This window comes from Sphingobium sp. OAS761, from assembly GCF_024168485.1.
Classification (GTDB): Bacteria; Pseudomonadota; Alphaproteobacteria; order Sphingomonadales; family Sphingomonadaceae; genus Sphingobium.
This window is the reverse complement of record NZ_JALJVY010000001.1, coordinates 497,977-514,397: the sequence shown is the minus strand read 5'-3', so window position 1 is coordinate 514,397 and position 16,421 is coordinate 497,977. Positions and strand designations below refer to the sequence as shown.

Sequence of the window (16,421 nt, the reverse complement as noted above, 5' to 3'; positions counted from 1 at the left end):
TGCACTCGTCGACCTGCGCAACATATACCCGCTCACCGAAGCTCAAGCCGCCGGATTCACACTCTCCCGCGTCGGCGGCGCTGGAAACTTGGCCTGATGTGGCCATGGCAGGAAGGGCATCGCGACGATGCCCTTCCCCGCCTGCATCATTGGCTGATCGCGGCAGTAACCCTGTTCGTCATGGGGATCGCGGTGCCGCTGTTCGCGGCATTCCTGTGACCGCTTTCAGGCCTTGATCTTCCACCCCCGGCGCAGCAGCGTGTAGCACAACGCGCCGAATGTCAGGTTGAGCGCGAGGAGGATTGCGCTGCCGGTCATCACATTGGTGTCGGCGGCCGCGACGAAACCGTAACGAAAGCCCGAGATGATGTAGAAGAAGGGGTTGGCGTGGCTGATCCCCTGAAAAAAGGGCGGCAGGCGGTCGATCGAGTAGAAGGTGCCCGACAGCAGTGCGAGCGGACCGATCACGAAATTGGTGACCGCCGCGCCATGGTCGAACTTGTCCGCCCAGATCGACGTCAGTACCCCGAGAAAGGCGATGAAGCTGGTGCCGAGCAGGCCGAACCAGACGACCGCCCACACATGCGCCGGCGTCACGTGCACGCCGGGCCATGCCGCCATGGCGAGCCATAGCGCGAAGCCGACGAATATCGCACGCGTCACCGACGACGCCGCAAGCGCGAACAACAACTCCCCGACCGAAATGGGCGGCATAAGATAATCGACCAGCGTTCCCTGCACCTTGCCCACCATCAGCGCAAAGCTGGCATTGGCGAAACAGGCGTTGATCATTCCCATGATGATCAGGCCGGGCGCGATGAAATCGGCGAAGGCCACGGCTTCCCCGCGCAGCGATACGGTGCGGCCCGCTCCGCCCAGCGCGACGATGAAGATGATCAGGAACATCAGGGTCGTGATCGCCGGTGCCCAGACGGTCTGGAGCTGCACTTTCATGAAGCGGCGCACTTCCTTGCGGTACAAGGCCCAGGTCCCTGCCCAGTTGACGTTCCGTATCTGCGGGACGCCTGGTTCGGCAAAGGGCGCGGCAAGCGGCTGCGCATCGGCAAATTGGGGCTGGTCGTTCATAGGGAGATCGACTATCGGCTGGTCCGTTATGCTGCAAGCGCCGCGTTCAGCATTTGAACCCGGGCGCCGGTTTCCCATATAGGAAGCCAAGCGGAAATTTTGAGGAGTTTTTCATTGTCCTGGACCGATGAGCGTATCGACCAGCTCAAGGCGATGTGGGAACGCGGTCTGACCGCCAGCCAGATCGCAGACGAATTGGGCGGGGTTAGCCGAAATGCGGTGATCGGCAAGGCGCACCGCCTGGGCCTGCAATCCCGTCCGTCGCCGGTGAAGGCGAACGAGACACCCAAGAAGGCGGCACCCGCGCGCAAGCCCGCGCCGGTCCCCGCACCCGAACCGGAAGCGCCCCGCGCGGCTGCGCCGATTGCAGAGGCGCCCACGCCCGTTCGTCCCGCTCCGGCCGCTTCTGCTGCGCCTGTCGCCGACGCCCCGGCAGCCGAAACGCCGGCGCCCCGACCGCGCATCGTCTCCGTCGGTCCGGGCGGCTTCCTGCGCCAGGGACCGGGCGATCAGCAGGCGCCGATCCCGCCCGCTCCGCCCCGCCGGCTGGTGCCCGCCAAGCCGAGCCCGGAGATAGCCGACAAGACCAGTCTGCTCGATCTGACGGAACGCATCTGCAAATGGCCGATGGGCCATCCCGGCGAACCGGATTTTCATTTCTGCGGCGAAGCGGTGAACCCCGGTTTTCCCTATTGCGTCGAACATTGCGGGCGCGCCTATCAGGCGCAACTGCCGCGCGGCACGCGCCGCCCGCCGCCGCCGCTACCCTTCGGCGGTCCTCGCGTCCGCTGACGTCGGGTGACAGGAAAAAGGGCCGGTTTCCGCGATGGAAACCGGCCCTTTTCGTCATGTGCTGATGCTCAGAAGCGGAAGCTTGTGGTCACCATCACGCTCTGGGTGTCGAACTTGTCGCCCCGGTTCATGCTCGTGCCGCCCGACGGCGTGATCAGGAACGGGTTGGTGGCAGGTGCCGTACCCGCGCCTACGTCGACGCGATATTTGTCGACATTGTAGCGCGTCCACAGATAGCGCGCACCGATCGAGAAATTGTCGGAAACCTTTGCCTCGACACCGCCGCCCATGGTCCAGCCCCAGCCGTCTTCCTTGCGGTTGACCTCAGTGAAGCTGTTGGCGCCGTTGCTGGTGGTGAAGTTATTCTTCACCTTCGCATAGGCGAGGCCGCCGGTGATATAGGGCATTATGCCGCCCGGGGTAGTGTAGCCGAGCCGCGCGCGCAGGTTGCCGTTCCAGTCGATCTTGCGCCGCATGGTGTAGAAGGCCGGGGTGGTCGAAAATTCGGTCACCTTGTCATCGATATAGGCCTTGCCCGCTTCCGCCACGACACCGACCACGATGCTGCCGAACTGCATGTCGTAGCCGACATGGCCCATCCAGCCGATCGCGTCCTTGTCGTCGCTGCATCCCGACGCCGGCGTGCGGCCGCGTGCCGAACCGCCGCACGTGCCCGGCGAGAAGGCATTGGCGCCGCTGGTAGTGGTCACGACGTCATCGAAATTGCCGTCGCCGTCGGTGTCGAAGCGCAGATGCTCCTCGCCATCGCCCTTCTGGAAATTATAGCCAAACGACCCGCCCACATAGGGACCGGTCCAGTCGACCGGGCCGCCCGCTTCCTGGGCCATGGCCGGTGTCACAAGAACGAACGCCAGGGTTGCGCCAATCGGCGCCAGATATTTGATATTCATATGGGAAATCTCCTCACCTGAGGGCCAAAGCCCTTCTCGGCGGACATAACGAGCCGGAACTCGGATTTGTTTCACCGTTCATCGTAACATTTCATTGCTGCGTCGCATCGACTGCAGCGCTTGCGCCGAAACGGCGCGCGCCTATAGCTTGTCACCATGTCCGACGACCTGTTTGCAGCCCCATCCTCCGCCACGCCCACCTACGACGCCTCCACCATCGAGGTTCTGGAAGGACTGGAGCCCGTCCGCCGCCGCCCCGGCATGTATATCGGCGGCACCGACGAACGGGCACTGCACCACCTGGCCAGCGAAGTGCTGGACAACAGCATGGACGAAGCCGTGGCCGGACATGCCAGCCGGATCGAGGTCACGCTGGAAACGGGCAACCGCCTGACCATCACCGACAATGGTCGCGGCATCCCGGTGGACGAACATCCCAAATTTCCCGGCAAGTCTGCGCTGGAGGTTATTCTGACCACGCTCCATTCGGGCGGCAAGTTCGAAGGGAAGGCCTATGCCACGTCGGGCGGCCTGCATGGCGTCGGCATTTCGGTGGTCAACGCCCTGTCGACCAGCACGGTGGTGGAGGTCGCGCTCAACAAGCAGTTGTTCCGCCAATCCTTCGCGCGCGGGCTTCCCGACGGACCGCTGGACAGGGTCGGCGCCGCCCCCAACCGGCGTGGCACGTCCGTCGCCTTCACGCCCGATACGGAGATATTCGGCGAACAGAAGTTCAAGCCGGCCCGCCTGCACCGGCTCGCCCGGTCCAAGGCCTATCTGTTCGCGGGCGTAGAAATCCGGTGGAAATGCGATCCGGCGCTGATAAGCGACGACACGCCGGCCGAGGCGGTGTTCCAGTTCCCTGGCGGCCTTGCCGACCATCTGAAGGAACAGGTGGGCGACCGCGAATGCGCCACGAGCGCATTCTTCGCAGGCAGTCAGGATTTCCCGGACGGCGCCGGACGGGTGGAATGGGCGGTCGCCTGGCCGCTATGGTCGGACGGCAGCTACAGCTGGTATTGCAACACCATCCCGACCCCGGACGGTGGCACGCATGAAGCCGGCCTGCGTGCCGCGCTGGTCAAGGGCATCCGCGCGTTCGGCGATCTGGTGGGGCAGAAGAAGGCCAAGGATATCACCGCCGACGACATCATGACGTCATCGGAAATCATGCTGTCCGTCTTCATCCGGGAACCGCAGTTTCAGAGCCAGACCAAGGACCGCCTGACCTCGCCCGAAGCGGCACGGCTGGTCGAAAATGCGGTTCGCGACCATTTCGACCATTATCTGACCGACCATATGGACCGGGGCAAGGCCCTGCTCGCCTACGTGCTCGACCGCATGGACGAGCGGTTGAAACGCAAGCAGGAAAAGGAGGTCAAGCGCAAGACCGCGACCAGCGGGCGCAAGCTGAGGCTGCCGGGAAAGCTCACAGATTGTTCGAACGACGATCCGGAAGGTTCTGAAATCTTTCTGGTCGAAGGAGATTCGGCAGGCGGGTCGGCGAAGCAGGCGCGCGACCGCAAGACGCAGGCTATCCTGCCCCTTCGCGGCAAGATCCTGAACGTGGCGTCCGCCAACAACGCCAAGATACTGGCGAACCAGGAGATCGCCGACATGATCCTGGCGCTGGGCTGCGGCACGCGCAAGGACTGCAATCCGGCCAATCTGCGCTATGAACGGATCGTCATCATGACAGACGCCGATGTCGACGGCGCGCATATCGCGACCTTGCTCATGACATTCTTCTTTCAGGAAATGGCCGAACTGGTGCGCAAGGGGCATCTCTATCTGGCGCAGCCACCGCTCTATCGCCTTACGGCCGGGGGCAAGAGCCTCTACGCCAAGGACGACGCACATCGCGAACAACTGATGGCGACGGAGTTCAAGGGCAAAAAGGTCGATGTGAGCCGGTTCAAGGGCCTAGGCGAAATGAACCCGATGCAGCTGCGCGAAACCACCATGGACCCGAAGACGCGCGGCCTGATCCGTATCACCCTTCCCGACGACGTCGAGGACCGGCAGCAGGTGCGCGAACTGGTCGACCGGCTGATGGGAACGAACCCGGCCCACCGGTTCGCTTTCATCCAGGAAAATGCCGCCACGGTGGACGGCGAAGCGATCGACGCGTGATTGCTTGTGCCGCCACGGCCGATGCTGTGCGGCCCGGGCCGTAAGATATGCGGATATGGCCGGTCGTCCTCGCGTTCCTCTTCGCCATCGCGCCTTTTCAGGCGTGGGCAAATGTGGACCCCGCCTATCAGGCCCGTGCCGGCCAACTCGTCCGCATCCTGTCGACCCCCGGCGACGAGACGGATTTCTTCGCCCCGCTGTTTCTCGATGCGGTGCCCGTCGACCGATGGCGCGCGATTGCCGCAGACCTGCGGGCCCGGCACGGCAAGCCCGGAGGGCTGGGCGCCATCCGCATGGAAAGCGCGACGGCCGGACAGGTGGAGGTCCGGTATGAGCGGGCGACCGTGGGCTTCACCCTGGTCGTCGCTCCGGAAGCGCCGAACCTGGTCATCGGATTGCGGATAGTCGGGGTCAAGACCGCCGGCGACAGCTTCGACAAGGTGCTCGCCGACATCCGCGCCCTGCCCGGCACCGCCGCCTTCGCCGCGGCGCGGTTGGCCGAGAGCGGTGCCGAACTGCTGCAAGCCGACCGGCCGGACGCGCAGATGGCGACCGGATCGAGCTTCAAGCTATATATTCTCGCCGATCTGGCGCGCGTTGTCGCTGCGGGCGAACGCCGCTGGAGCGATGTCCAGCCGCTCGCCTTCAAAAGCTTTTCGGGCAGGCTGATGCAGTGGCCCGATCGCGCGCCGATGACGCTACACAGCCTGGCCACCGCGATGATCGCCGAAAGCGACAACAGTGCCGCCGATACGCTGCTGATGGCGCTGGGCCGGGATGAGGTCGATGCCATGCTGGCGCGCACTGGCCATGCCGCGACCGGCAACGCGCTGCCGCTGCTGACGACGGCCGAGGCATTTGCGCTCAAGATGCCGGCCAATGTCGCGTTGCGCGCGCGCTACGCGCAAAGCCCGGTCGACCAGCGCCGCGCATTGTTGCGGGACGCCGCCGCCCGACTGACCGCCGACAGCATCGATATAGGCAGCGTCGCGGCCAGGCCGGTCGCGATCGACGGGATCGAATGGTTCGCGTCTCCGCGCGACATGATCGGGCTGCTCGACTGGCTGCGCGTGCGGGGCGGCGACGCCTTGCCGATCATGGCGATCAATCCGGGCATCGCGCCTGCCGATGCGAAGCGATGGCGCTATCTGGGCTATAAGGGCGGCAGCGAACCGGGCGTGGTCGCGATGAATTTCCTTGCGCAGGCCCGGGATGGATCGTGGTATGCCGTCAGCGGAAGCTGGAACGATCCGGCTGCTCTGGTGGATGAGGGCCGGTTCACCGCGTTGATGACGCGCGCGCTCAACCTGCTGGCGGACTGATCAACGCCGCGTGGCACAGAGGCGGACATGTGCGTCGGCCCAGCAGGCCCCATCCCGCGTCAGATGTTCCGACAACGGCGATTGCGCGTGGGTCGCGCCGATTTCTGCATTCCAGCTGGCACTGGCGGTGCCGTCGCCATTGGGCAGCAGATAGGCAAAATAGCCCTCCACCTCATGCTCGCCATCGGAATTGACGATCAGGCCGCCCTTGCCGTCATTGAGCGGATAGATGGGACAGTCGTTTTTCAGGTCGAGATAGGTCTTGCCGTCGATTGTCAGAGAACAATCGCCACGAAGGGCGCTTTGCGATGCGATGACATTGCCGGCGGCGACTTCGACCGGCGGGACAGGGCCCGGCGAAGCGGTGTCGCCAGCGGCCGCCTCGTTTCGTGCCGGGGATGCGGCGTTGCCGGCGTCGGACGTCGCCATATCATCCTTGTTCCGTGCCGTGTCGCTCCCGGTACAGCCCGGCACGGCACAGCAAAGCATTGCCAGGATAGCGAGACGTTGCCTGAGGGACATTGTCTATCCTCCTGAAAAATGGGCCGTCAGCCAGCCAGCGCCTCGACCAGCGCCTTCACCTTCTTCTGGCGCCATTGCGGCAGGGGCGCGATCAGCCAATAGCCCAGTCGGGCCGCCGCCGCGTCGCCCACTTGCCGCACCCGGCCGCTTGCCAGATCGGACCGGACCAGCAACTGGGGAACGCAGGCCCGCCCGAAACCATTTGCCGCCGCCTCGATCGCCAGCCCGGCGTCGGCGACGCGGATCATGGCCGCACTGCCGCTGGCCGGGCAACCGGGCCATTCGATATGCCGATCCGGACCGCCCTCCGCAGCCTCCACGGTGACGAACCGTGCTTCGTCGAGCGCCAGCCCCTCATGCTCTCCTGGTCCGTCCGTCAGCCGCAGGGCCAGGTCCAGATTGGCTTCGGTGAAATCCAGCGCGTCATCGGCCGCGATCAGCTGGAAATTCAGGTCCGGCTGCGTCGCGGCATAGGCAGCGAGCCGCGGTTGCAGCCATCGGGCGGTAATGTCGCGCGGCGCTGCAATGGTCAGCGACAGGCTCGACTGGCCCGCCTGCATGGCCTGCACGGCCTCCTCAAATTCAAGGAACCCCTTGCGCAAGGCGCCAAGCCCTGCCTCCGTTTCCGGCGTCAGTTCCAGCCCCTTGGGCGTGCGGCGGAACAGCACGACGCCCAGCATGTCCTCCAGCGCACGAATCTGCTGGCCGACTGCCGCCGGCGTCACCGCCAGTTCGTCGGCCGCGCGCGTAAAGGAAAGATGCCGCGCCGCCGCATCCAGCACGCGCAAACCGTTCAGCGGCAAATGGGTGCGCTTCATTCAGCCACCGCCGGGGCGATCAGCGCGAAATGGGGTATGGCGACGTCGAAAGTGGCACCATCCAAGCCGATCATCCGATAGCTGCCCTGCATCGACCCGGTCGCTGTGTTGAGCGGACAGCCCGACACATAGTCGTAGCTCCTGCCCGGCTGCACCACCGGTTGCTCGCCCACCACACCATCGCCATCGACACGATGTTGCGCGCCCCGACCGTCCGTGATGATCCAGTGGCGCGTCAGCAGTTGCACCGGCTCGTCTCCGCTATTTTCGATCCGGATATGATAGGCCCAGAACCATCGACCCCGGTCGGGTTCAGACTGTTCCGGCAGAAAGGTCACGGCAACATGCACCGTGATGTCCCGCGTGGTCGCGTGAAAGGGGAAAAATGCGTTCACCCGATGAGGAATGCGCCCTGAACCCCTGCCCCGTCAACGCCCTATCGCGCGCAACGCCTGATCAAAATCGGCGATCACGTCATCGGGATCTTCCAGCCCGACATTGAGGCGGAGCATGTCCTCGGTAATGCCGACTTCCAGTCGGGCGGCCTCTGCCATGCCATAATGGGTTGTCGACGCAGGATGGGTCATCAGCGAACGTGAATCGCCGATATTGTTGCTTATATCGACCAGTTCGAGCGCATTCAGCAGGCAATGGGCCTCCGCCCGGCCCCCGCCGGTGTAGACGGAGAAGATGGGACCCGCCATCGCCATCTGGCTCATCGCCAATGCGTGCTGCGGATGGCTTTCAAGGGCGGGATAGAGCACCTTAGGCAGACGCGTTTCAAGAAAACGCGCGACCTTGAGCGCGTTTTCGCTCTGTCGGCGGATGCGCAGGTCCAGCGTTTCCAGCCCCTTGAGTACCACCCACGCATTGAAGGCGCTGAGCGTCGGGCCGGTATTGCGATGGAACGGCAAAAGGACGTTGGTGATCCAGTCCTGCGTGCCGCAAATCGCACCGGCGAGGACACGACCTTGCCCCTCCATCATCTTGGTGGCGCTGTAGGCGACGACATCTGCGCCGAAATCGAGCGGCCGCTGGAGCGCAGCGGTGGCAAAGGCATTGTCGACCACACTGGTGATGCCATGCGCCTTCGCCAGCGCGCAGACCGCCGCGAGATCCACGATGTCCATGGTCGGGTTGGCCGGCGTTTCGAAAAAGAAGACCTTGGTATTGGGCCGGATCGCCGCTTCCCAGGCGCCGGTGTCGAACGCGTCGATGGTGGTGGTCTCGATCCCGAACTTCGGCAACAGCGTGTCGACCAGCCAGCGGCAGGAACCAAAGGCAGCCTTGGCCGCAACGACATGATCGCCGGCCTGGAGCTGGCACAGCAGCGCGGCGGTCATCGCCGCCATGCCGGTCGCGGTGGCGCGACATGCCTCCGCCCCTTCCAGCAGCGCGATACGCTGTTCCAGCATTTCCACCGTCGGGTTCTGAAGGCGGCTGTAGGTCATGCCGACCTGATCCCCCGCGAAGCGCGCGGCCGCGTCCTCCGCCCGGTCGTAGCAATAGCCGCTGGTGAGGAAGAGGGCTTCCGACGTCTCACCATATTCCGTGCGCGCGGTGCCGCCGCGCACCGCCAGGGTTGCCGGCTTCCAGTTCCTGGTGATCTCCGGGTCCTGCCCGCTCTTGCGCTTCATATCGCCTTCCGAATGTCCTGCTGCACCCGGGGAGTCGCCCCGCCGAGTATCTCCGCCATCTGGCTCATGTCGCCATTACCGCCGGATAGAATTACCGCAACCTTCTTGCCTGCCATCCGCTCCTTTTCTTGAAGCAGCGCCGCCAGCGCTACCGCGCCGGCGCCTTCGGCCAGATTATGCGTGTCCTGCCAGTATATACGGATCGCTTCGGCAACTTCATCGTCCGTAACCGATACGAAACGATCGGCGCGGGGGCCGAAATAGTCCAACGCCGCCTGAACGGGCGTGCATACCGCTACCCCGTCAGCAAAGGTATGTGCCGTAGGACTGGACAGCAGGCGCCCCGCCTCGAAAGACAATTTGGCCGCATCGACATGCGCGGACACTACCCCGACCACCTTGGTCGAAAGGCCCAGCGCATCGCGCGCCGCGATGGTCCCGCACAGGCCCGATCCGCATCCAACGGGTACGTAGACGCTGTCCAGGTCAGGGACAGCATCGAACAGTTCCAGGCCGTAGCTGGCAACGCCGCGGACGAGTTCGCCGTGATAGGCGGGCACCATGAACAGCGCACGTTCCTGGGACAGGCGCAGCGCCTCTGCCTTGGCGCTGTCGAAGTCGTGGCCATGTTCGACCAGCGTGGCACCGAACGCCCACATCGCGGCGTTTTTCTCGCGCGCATTGCCGTGCGGAACAACGATGGTAACGTCCAGCCCCGCCGCGCGGGCGGCGCGCACCTGCGCCTGGCCGTGATTACCCCGCGTCGCGGTAATGATACCTTTTACCTCCGGATGGGCGCGGCGCAGCCAGTCGATATAGGTGATGGCCCCCCGTGCCTTGAAGGCACCGGTCGGCGTATGATTTTCATGCTTGACCCAGATTTCGCAGCCCGCGCGCGCGGCGAGCAGGGGCCAGGCATATTGCGGCGTCGGTGGAACCTGTTCGTGGACAAGGGCGGCGGCGGCACGAAGCGAGGCAAGCGACAAATCGGTCATCCTGCCACGCATAGGCGTTCGGCATCACGGATGACAGTTCCGATGCAGGCGGATTGGCCCGGTCAGGCCGCCCGTTGATGCCCCCCCGTCGAGCAGCGGGTGAAGATAGGCCTCTTCCCACTCCATCTTGTCATAAAGACCGTCCTGCAAGGCCAGCACCGCCAGCCGATATTCCTGCCAGTCCGCAACGATCTGTGCCGATGTCCAATATTTGATATGATCCGAATAGCGCAGGAACAGGGCCACCAGGGCGCGGTTGTGATGGCGAATCAGCTTGTCTGTCGACGGGGGCAGCATTCGTCCGCGCAGCGCCCGGACATATGCGTCCTCCCGACCCATATGTTCACGGAAGCGCTGCGAAAACTGGACACGCAGGCGCGAAATCTGCGCTACTTCATCGGAACCTGCCCGGTCCATTGCCTGCGCAAATTCGCGCATCAGCACGCGCAACCCGTCATGATCGCGCATCAATTCGACATGCATAGAAACGCCCCCTTTTCCGCTCTTAATTCGACCGGACGGGGGCGATCTTTACAGGGACGCGAAAAAAAGAATGGCGCGTGCGATTAAAGCACGGCCAGAACGGCGTCGCCCATCTCCACCGTGGTCATGGCGCCGCCCAGATCCGCCGAGCGTGCACCGTCCGCCAGCGCCTTCGCCACCGCCTTTTCGATCCGGTCCGCCTGTTCGGGCAGGTCGAGCGAATAGCGCAGCATCATCGCCGCCGACAATATGGTGGCGAGCGGATTGGCCTTGCCCTGTCCGGCGATGTCGGGCGCAGACCCGTGGATCGGCTCATACAAGCCCTGACGGCCCTCGTTAAGCGTCGCCGACGCGAGCATGCCGATCGAACCGACACACATGCTGGCCTGGTCCGACAGGATGTCGCCGAACATGTTGCCGGTGACGATGACATCGAACTGACCGGGATTGCGCACCAGCTGCATCGCGGCATTGTCGACATACATATGGGACAGGGCGACGTCGGGATATTCGGCCGCCACCTCGATCACCACGTCGCGCCAGAGCTGGCTGGTTTCCAGCACGTTCGCCTTGTCCACCGAGCACAGCTTGCCACGACGGGCACGCGCGGCCTGGAACCCGCTATGCGCGATTCGCCGCACCTCGCCCTCGTCATAGGACATGACGTCATAGCCTTCGCGCAGGCCGTCGGCGGTGGTGCGAAAACCCTTTTCGCCGAAATAGACGTCACCGTTGGTTTCCCGGACGATCAGCAGGTCGATGGCGCGCGCCACTTCCGGCTTGAGCGCCGATTCGTCGGCCAGTTCCGGAAAGACCTTCGCCGGCCGCAGGTTGGAAAACAGGCCGAGCGCCTTGCGCAGCCCCAGGATCGCCTGCTCGGGACGCAGATGGCGTTCCAGCGAATCGCAATCCGGGTCGCCCACGGCCCCGAACAGGATGGCGTCTGCCCGCCGCGCCAGATCCAGCGTTACAGGTGGCAGCGGATGCCCAAGTGCCTTGTAGGCTGCGCCGCCGACCAGTCCGTCCTCATAGGTCAGTCCGTCGACCCCCAGCGCATCGAGCACGCGCTTCGCCTGCGCGACGATTTCGGGACCGATGCCGTCTCCGGGAAAAAGGGCGATCAACATGCGCGTATCTCCATCAAACTCGTCGCCGCCCCTTATGGAAGGCGGGGCCTTCAGGCAACCGCCCTTTTGAGCCGTTCCACCAGCCGTTCGCGCGCCGCCAGCATGTCGGCCCGCCGGTCCGTCAGCAAGGATCGTTCAAGAAAGAAACCGGTCAGGCGCAAGCCGTCGATTATCTGGTCCCAATCCCCCTTGCCGCCGTGCAGGAGGAAGGGCGGCAAAGGCAGCAACCGCCCTTCATAGCCCGCAGCCCCGACACGGCTGACCGCTGCGGCACTCCGCGGGCTGACAAAGGCCAGATCGTCGCTCACGCCCAGCGCGGCACATCGCGTCAGGTCGAGTCCGAAACCTAGTTCGGCGAGCAGCAGCAATTCGTAGCGGACCAGTGCCGCCGCCCAGCCCCGCGCCGCTGGAGCCGCCTCGACTGCGCCCAACAGGCCGTCAAGCGCCTCGAACAGGGTCGGATAAGGCGTCTGGTCCGCCAATGTCGCTGCGGTAAGCGCGCAGCTCCAGTCGATGGCGGCGGCGGGCAGCGGTTCACCGAACAGGGGCGCGCGGCTGTGCGCAAGCTCGACGGCAAGGCTGGCCAGCTGCCCCTCCGTCCGTGCCCGGAATTCGCCCTTCACCGCGTTGCCGGGGAGCAAAACCGGCCGCATGGACCGGGAACGGCCACCCTGCACATAGCCCGCGATGAGGCCATGAGCCGGCGTCAAAAGGCGCGCGATGGCACCATGTTCGCCGTGAGGGCGAACGGCGCAGACAAGGGCGGAGGTGATGAGCGCGGCCACGAAAGCAGCCTTAGCCTGCTTGCCGCGCCCCGGCCAATCTTCCGCATCAGTCGGCGCGCAGTTCTTCCAGAAGCTTGCGGATGGTGTCCCGGAGCGCGGCCGACCGTTCCGACAAGGCGCTGGCGGCATCATCCGTCAGTCCCATGGCGCCCTGTGCCTTTGTCAACGCACCGGACAGCGCATCGGCGCGAGCGGCGGCATGGGCGATATGGCGCGTCATTTCCTCCGCCGCCGCAGCGATCTCTCCCGTGGCGCGGATCTGGTCGGCCACCTCCTGCGCGATCGTGGCCGCCGAAAGATCAGCCGTCTCTGCCGACTGCGCGGCCTGATCGATCGCCCCCGACACGCCGCGTGCAGCCCGGCGAATATCCTCCAGATGGGTGTCGATCTGCCGCGTCGCGTCCGCCGTCTGCCCGGCAAGGCTCTTCATTTCGGCGGCGACCACGGCGAAGCCGCGCGTGTCGGCGTTGTTGCGCGCGGCTTCGATCGCCGCGTTGAAGGACAGGGTGCGGCTCTGCGCGGCAATGGTGGAAATCAGGGCGACGATCGAACTGGCCGAATCGACCGTGGCGGACAGCGCGTCGACTTCCGGGTTGAGCGCGCGCGTGGCTAGTGCACCGCTATGCGCGCTGTGGCGTGTATGGCCGGCGCTAACGCCGACCTGATTGATCGACGCGGCGAGCCTTTCGGTATCCGTCGCGACGGCGCGAACATCCTTTTCAGCGCGGATATGCGCGTCGCGCAGGGCGTCGGACTGGCTGGTCGACTGGCCCAACAGGTCGACCAGCAACGTCTTGCTGGCCGACAATTGTCCCGACAGGCGGGTAAGGTCGCCCAGCAATGCGCCCAGCCGGGCCTCCAGCGCATCGGCGACCAGCCGGCGACGCTCCGCCGCCTCTTCCGCGCGACGAGCCGCCTCCTCCACCATGCGCTGGCGGTCTGCCAGCTTCTGGGCCTTTTCCAGTTCCGCGAGCGCGGCCTCCGCCCGCTGCTTGGCTCCGTCTGCCTCCATTCGAAGCGATTCGCTCAAACGCCTCGCCTCGCTCTGCGCACGGACCAGCAAGGTCAGCCGGTCGATGATCCAGAGCAGCATTGCCGTCTGAAGCAGCACGATCAGCGCATGCAGAAACACGCGCGGCAGATCTCCGCCGGTACCGGCGAACACCCAGGCGGGGTGCAGATAGTTCAGGATCAGGTGATGGACCGCCGTAACGCCCGCCGCCGCAAGCATCGCGCGCCTGTCGAGCAGGGTAGTGAGGGCTGCGAGCGCTGCGAAGAACGCCATGTGCAGGTCCATCTGCCAGTGATGGTCGCGCAGCAGGAATACATAAAGCGCCGGAAAGACCATCATCGTCATCGCCAGCATGACCCGGGCGGCCGGAGAAACGTCCCGGCGGATCACGATCATGCTGGGCAGGATCGCCAGCAGAGCCGCCAGCAGCGCCGCGACAGTGCCATCGGGGGACCCGATCAAGGCGGCGGCGCCGAACAGGACCGGCACATTCAGCCAGAAAATACCCATGAGCAGGCGCGCACCGGCCAGCCGCATCGCATGCAGCGGCTCGTCCGCATCGTCGACGCCAACGCGCCCGGCTACATCTGCCCATTTTGGTCCGGCGCCCAGTGCCGGGAATCTTTTATGGATGGCAATCGCAAGCCTGTGTGCCGTCACCGTTTCCGCCCTTCCCTCGTCGCGAGTTCGGGGTGATCATCGACCGGAAATGGCTAATGCCCGTTTAGCCATGATACGGGGTAATTTTGCGCAATTTCCGCAATTTGCCAGCAGCCTTAACCGTGGAAATGATCATAGACTTGCTGCGCGACGGCCTGGGAGACGCCGGGCGCGCGTTGCAAGTCCTCCAGCGCGGCGTCGCGGACGGCGCGGGCGGTGCCGAAGTGCATCAGCAGCGCCTTTTTCCGGGCGGGGCCGATGCCGGGGACCTCATCCAGCGAGGAAACGGTGATCGCCTTGCTGCGCTTGGCGCGGTGGGCGCCGATGGCGAAACGGTGCGCCTCGTCGCGCAGGCGCTGGAGGTAAAAAAGCACCGGATGGTTCAAGGGGAAAGTGATTTCGCGGCCGTCCATAAGGTGGAAGACCTCCCGCCCCTCGCGACCATGATGCGGCCCCTTGGCGACGCCGATCATGCAGACATCTTCTATGCCCATTTCCTCCAGCATGGTGCGTGCCGCCGATAGCTGGCCCTTGCCGCCGTCGATCAGGACGAGATCGGGCCATTCGCCGCCGTCACGGTCCGGATCTTCCTTCTGGGCGCGCCCGAAACGGCGCTCGAACATCTCGCGCATCATCGCGAAATCGTCGTTGGACGTCTCGGGATTCTTCATGTTGAACTTGCGATAGGCGTTCTTGCGGAAGCCCTCCGGCCCCGCGACGACCATAGCACCCAGAGCATGCGCGCCCTGAATATGGCTGTTATCATATATTTCGATCCGGTCGGGCACGGCCTCCAGTCCGAACGTCTCCACCATTTCGTCGAGGATGCGGCCCTGGCTGGTGGTTTCCGCCAGCCGTCGGTCGAGCGCTTCTACCGCGTTGCGCTGCGCCTGTTTGATGAGGCGGGTGCGGTCGCCGCGCCGGGGCACCTCGATCCGCACCTTGCTGCCGATCCGCTCGGTCAGCGCCAGCGCCATCAATTCACATTCGGCCGGTTCGCGGTCGGCGAGGATCAGCTTGGGGGGAGGCACTTCCTCGTAAAACTGCGCCATGAAGCTCTCCAGCACCTCCTCCGTCGCGACATCGGCGGTATGGACCGGGAAGAAGCTGCGATGGCCCCAATTCTGGCCGCCGCGGATGAAGAATGCCTGGATGCACATCGCTCCGCCCTTCTCCGCCAGCGCGAAGATGTCGGCGTCGCCCAGCCCTTCGGCGTTGATCGCCTGCGACCCCTGAATGAAGGTCAACGCCTTGAGGCGATCGCGCAGCACGGCCGCCTGTTCGAAGTCGAGCGATTCCGCCGCCGTCTCCATCGCCGCGCCCAGCTTCTTCTGCACGGCTGTCGACTTGCCGCCCAGGAAATCCTGAGCGTCCTTCACCAGTTCGGCATAACCGCCTTCGTCGATCCGGTCCACGCAGGGGGCCGAGCAGCGCCTGATCTGGTAGAGCAGGCAGGGGCGCGAGCGGTTGGCGAAGAAGCTGTCGGTGCAGGATCGGAGCAGGAACAGCTTTTGCAGCGCATTGATGGTGCGCGTCACCGATCCGGCGCTGGCGAACGGGCCATAATAGCGACCCTTATATTTGCGCGCGCCGCGATGCTTCTGGACGCGGGGGAAGGCGTGGTCTTCCCGCAGCAGGATGAAGGGGAAGCTTTTGTCGTCGCGCAGCAGGACATTGTAGGGCGGGCGGTAGCGCTTGATGAGTTGCGCCTCCAGCAACAACGCTTCCGCTTCGCTGTTGGTGGTGACGATGGTCATGCTGCGCGTCTGGGCGACCATGCGTTGCAGCCGGCGCGGAAGACGGTCGACCTGCGTATAATTGGCAACGCGGTTCTTCAGTGCCCGGGCTTTTCCTACATATAGCACGTCGCCCCGTGCGTCGTGCATCCTATAGACGCCCGGACGGGTCGGCAAAGTCCTGAGCGTCGTGCGGATTGCCTCCACCCCCGCATCGATATCCGGCTGGCTGCCGGTGATGGTGAAGGATGCCTTGTCCTCGTTGAAACGGTCGGGGGATTGGGGTCCGGACATGCGGCAGAGATAGCGCGGCCCGCGTCATTCGCAATGGCGCGCGCATCGACGGTCCGGGATATTCGGCGCGCGTCCGGCGCCTGCCGCACAAACGAAGGGAGCCGGCGC

The 16,421-nt window shown here is 64.8% G+C and carries 16 protein-coding genes; 4 read left to right on the top strand and 12 right to left on the bottom strand.

Annotation, left to right across the window (positions count from 1 at the left end):
• Positions 1-96 precede the first annotated feature (96 nt).
• Entirely contained in the window at positions 97-219 is a 123-nt protein-coding gene (locus J3E64_RS20615) for a hypothetical protein (protein ID WP_301286921.1), read from the top strand.
• 6 nt (positions 220-225) lie between these two features.
• Here the strand turns inward: J3E64_RS20615 and J3E64_RS02640 are convergent, their stop codons facing one another.
• Entirely contained in the window at positions 226-1,086 is an 861-nt protein-coding gene (locus J3E64_RS02640; protein WP_253339338.1) for an ABC transporter permease, read from the bottom strand.
• A gap of 114 nt (positions 1,087-1,200) precedes the next feature.
• Here J3E64_RS02640 and J3E64_RS02635 point away from each other — a divergent pair, with 114 nt between their 5' ends.
• Complete coding sequence (locus J3E64_RS02635; protein ID WP_253339336.1) at positions 1,201-1,878, top strand: GcrA family cell cycle regulator; 678 nt, start codon at positions 1,201-1,203, stop codon at positions 1,876-1,878.
• A 68-nt stretch (positions 1,879-1,946) separates the two neighbouring features.
• On the opposite strand, the gene J3E64_RS02630 is transcribed toward J3E64_RS02635, so the two are convergent.
• A complete protein-coding gene (locus J3E64_RS02630; RefSeq protein WP_253339328.1) occupies positions 1,947-2,789 on the bottom strand; it encodes an outer membrane protein in 843 nt (280 codons plus the stop codon).
• 156 nt (positions 2,790-2,945) lie between these two features.
• Between J3E64_RS02630 and parE the strand changes: the two genes are divergently transcribed.
• Together parE and J3E64_RS02620 are read left to right on the top strand one after the other, a co-directional pair.
• A complete protein-coding gene (gene parE / locus J3E64_RS02625) occupies positions 2,946-4,922 on the top strand; it encodes a DNA topoisomerase IV subunit B (RefSeq protein WP_253339326.1) in 1,977 nt (658 codons plus the stop codon).
• A gap of 47 nt (positions 4,923-4,969) precedes the next feature.
• Complete coding sequence (locus J3E64_RS02620) at positions 4,970-6,244, top strand: serine hydrolase (protein WP_253339324.1); 1,275 nt, start codon at positions 4,970-4,972, stop codon at positions 6,242-6,244.
• Here the strand turns inward: J3E64_RS02620 and J3E64_RS02615 are convergent, their stop codons facing one another.
• The 10 genes from J3E64_RS02615 to uvrC form a co-directional block, all read right to left on the bottom strand.
• Positions 6,245-6,673, bottom strand: a complete 429-nt coding sequence (locus J3E64_RS02615) for a hypothetical protein (protein ID WP_253339322.1) — start codon at positions 6,671-6,673, stop codon at positions 6,245-6,247.
• 119 nt (positions 6,674-6,792) lie between these two features.
• Positions 6,793-7,584: a LysR family transcriptional regulator gene (locus J3E64_RS02610; protein WP_253339320.1), complete on the bottom strand. Its 792-nt coding sequence runs from the start codon at positions 7,582-7,584 to the stop codon at positions 6,793-6,795.
• Positions 7,581-7,979, bottom strand: coding sequence for a Co2+/Mg2+ efflux protein ApaG (apaG, locus tag J3E64_RS02605; protein ID WP_253339318.1), 399 nt, complete (start codon positions 7,977-7,979; stop codon positions 7,581-7,583). Before apaG ends, J3E64_RS02610 begins: the two co-directional genes overlap by 4 nt.
• A 33-nt stretch (positions 7,980-8,012) precedes the next feature.
• Positions 8,013-9,221, bottom strand: coding sequence for a PLP-dependent aspartate aminotransferase family protein (locus J3E64_RS02600; RefSeq protein WP_253339316.1), 1,209 nt, complete (start codon positions 9,219-9,221; stop codon positions 8,013-8,015).
• Positions 9,218-10,216: a threonine dehydratase gene (locus J3E64_RS02595; RefSeq protein ID WP_253339314.1), complete on the bottom strand. Its 999-nt coding sequence runs from the start codon at positions 10,214-10,216 to the stop codon at positions 9,218-9,220. The genes J3E64_RS02600 and J3E64_RS02595 overlap by 4 nt, the downstream gene beginning before the upstream one ends.
• A gap of 24 nt (positions 10,217-10,240) precedes the next feature.
• Positions 10,241-10,699: a hypothetical protein gene (locus tag J3E64_RS02590; RefSeq protein WP_253339312.1), complete on the bottom strand. Its 459-nt coding sequence runs from the start codon at positions 10,697-10,699 to the stop codon at positions 10,241-10,243.
• Positions 10,700-10,782: 83 nt separating this feature from the next.
• Positions 10,783-11,826: a 3-isopropylmalate dehydrogenase gene (gene leuB, locus J3E64_RS02585; RefSeq protein ID WP_253339310.1), complete on the bottom strand. Its 1,044-nt coding sequence runs from the start codon at positions 11,824-11,826 to the stop codon at positions 10,783-10,785.
• A gap of 50 nt (positions 11,827-11,876) precedes the next feature.
• The gene (gene recO, locus J3E64_RS02580) at positions 11,877-12,611 is read right to left on the bottom strand and encodes a DNA repair protein RecO (RefSeq protein WP_253339308.1); all 735 of its coding nucleotides are present in this window, start codon (positions 12,609-12,611) and stop codon (positions 11,877-11,879) included.
• 46 nt (positions 12,612-12,657) lie between these two features.
• Positions 12,658-14,283 carry a methyl-accepting chemotaxis protein gene (locus tag J3E64_RS02575; protein WP_253339306.1) on the bottom strand — a complete coding sequence of 542 codons (1,626 nt, stop codon included), beginning with the start codon at positions 14,281-14,283 and terminating at the stop codon, positions 12,658-12,660.
• Between the two features lie 116 nt (positions 14,284-14,399).
• Positions 14,400-16,313 carry an excinuclease ABC subunit UvrC gene (uvrC, locus tag J3E64_RS02570; RefSeq protein WP_253339304.1) on the bottom strand — a complete coding sequence of 638 codons (1,914 nt, stop codon included), beginning with the start codon at positions 16,311-16,313 and terminating at the stop codon, positions 14,400-14,402.
• Positions 16,314-16,421: the final 108 nt, after the last annotated feature.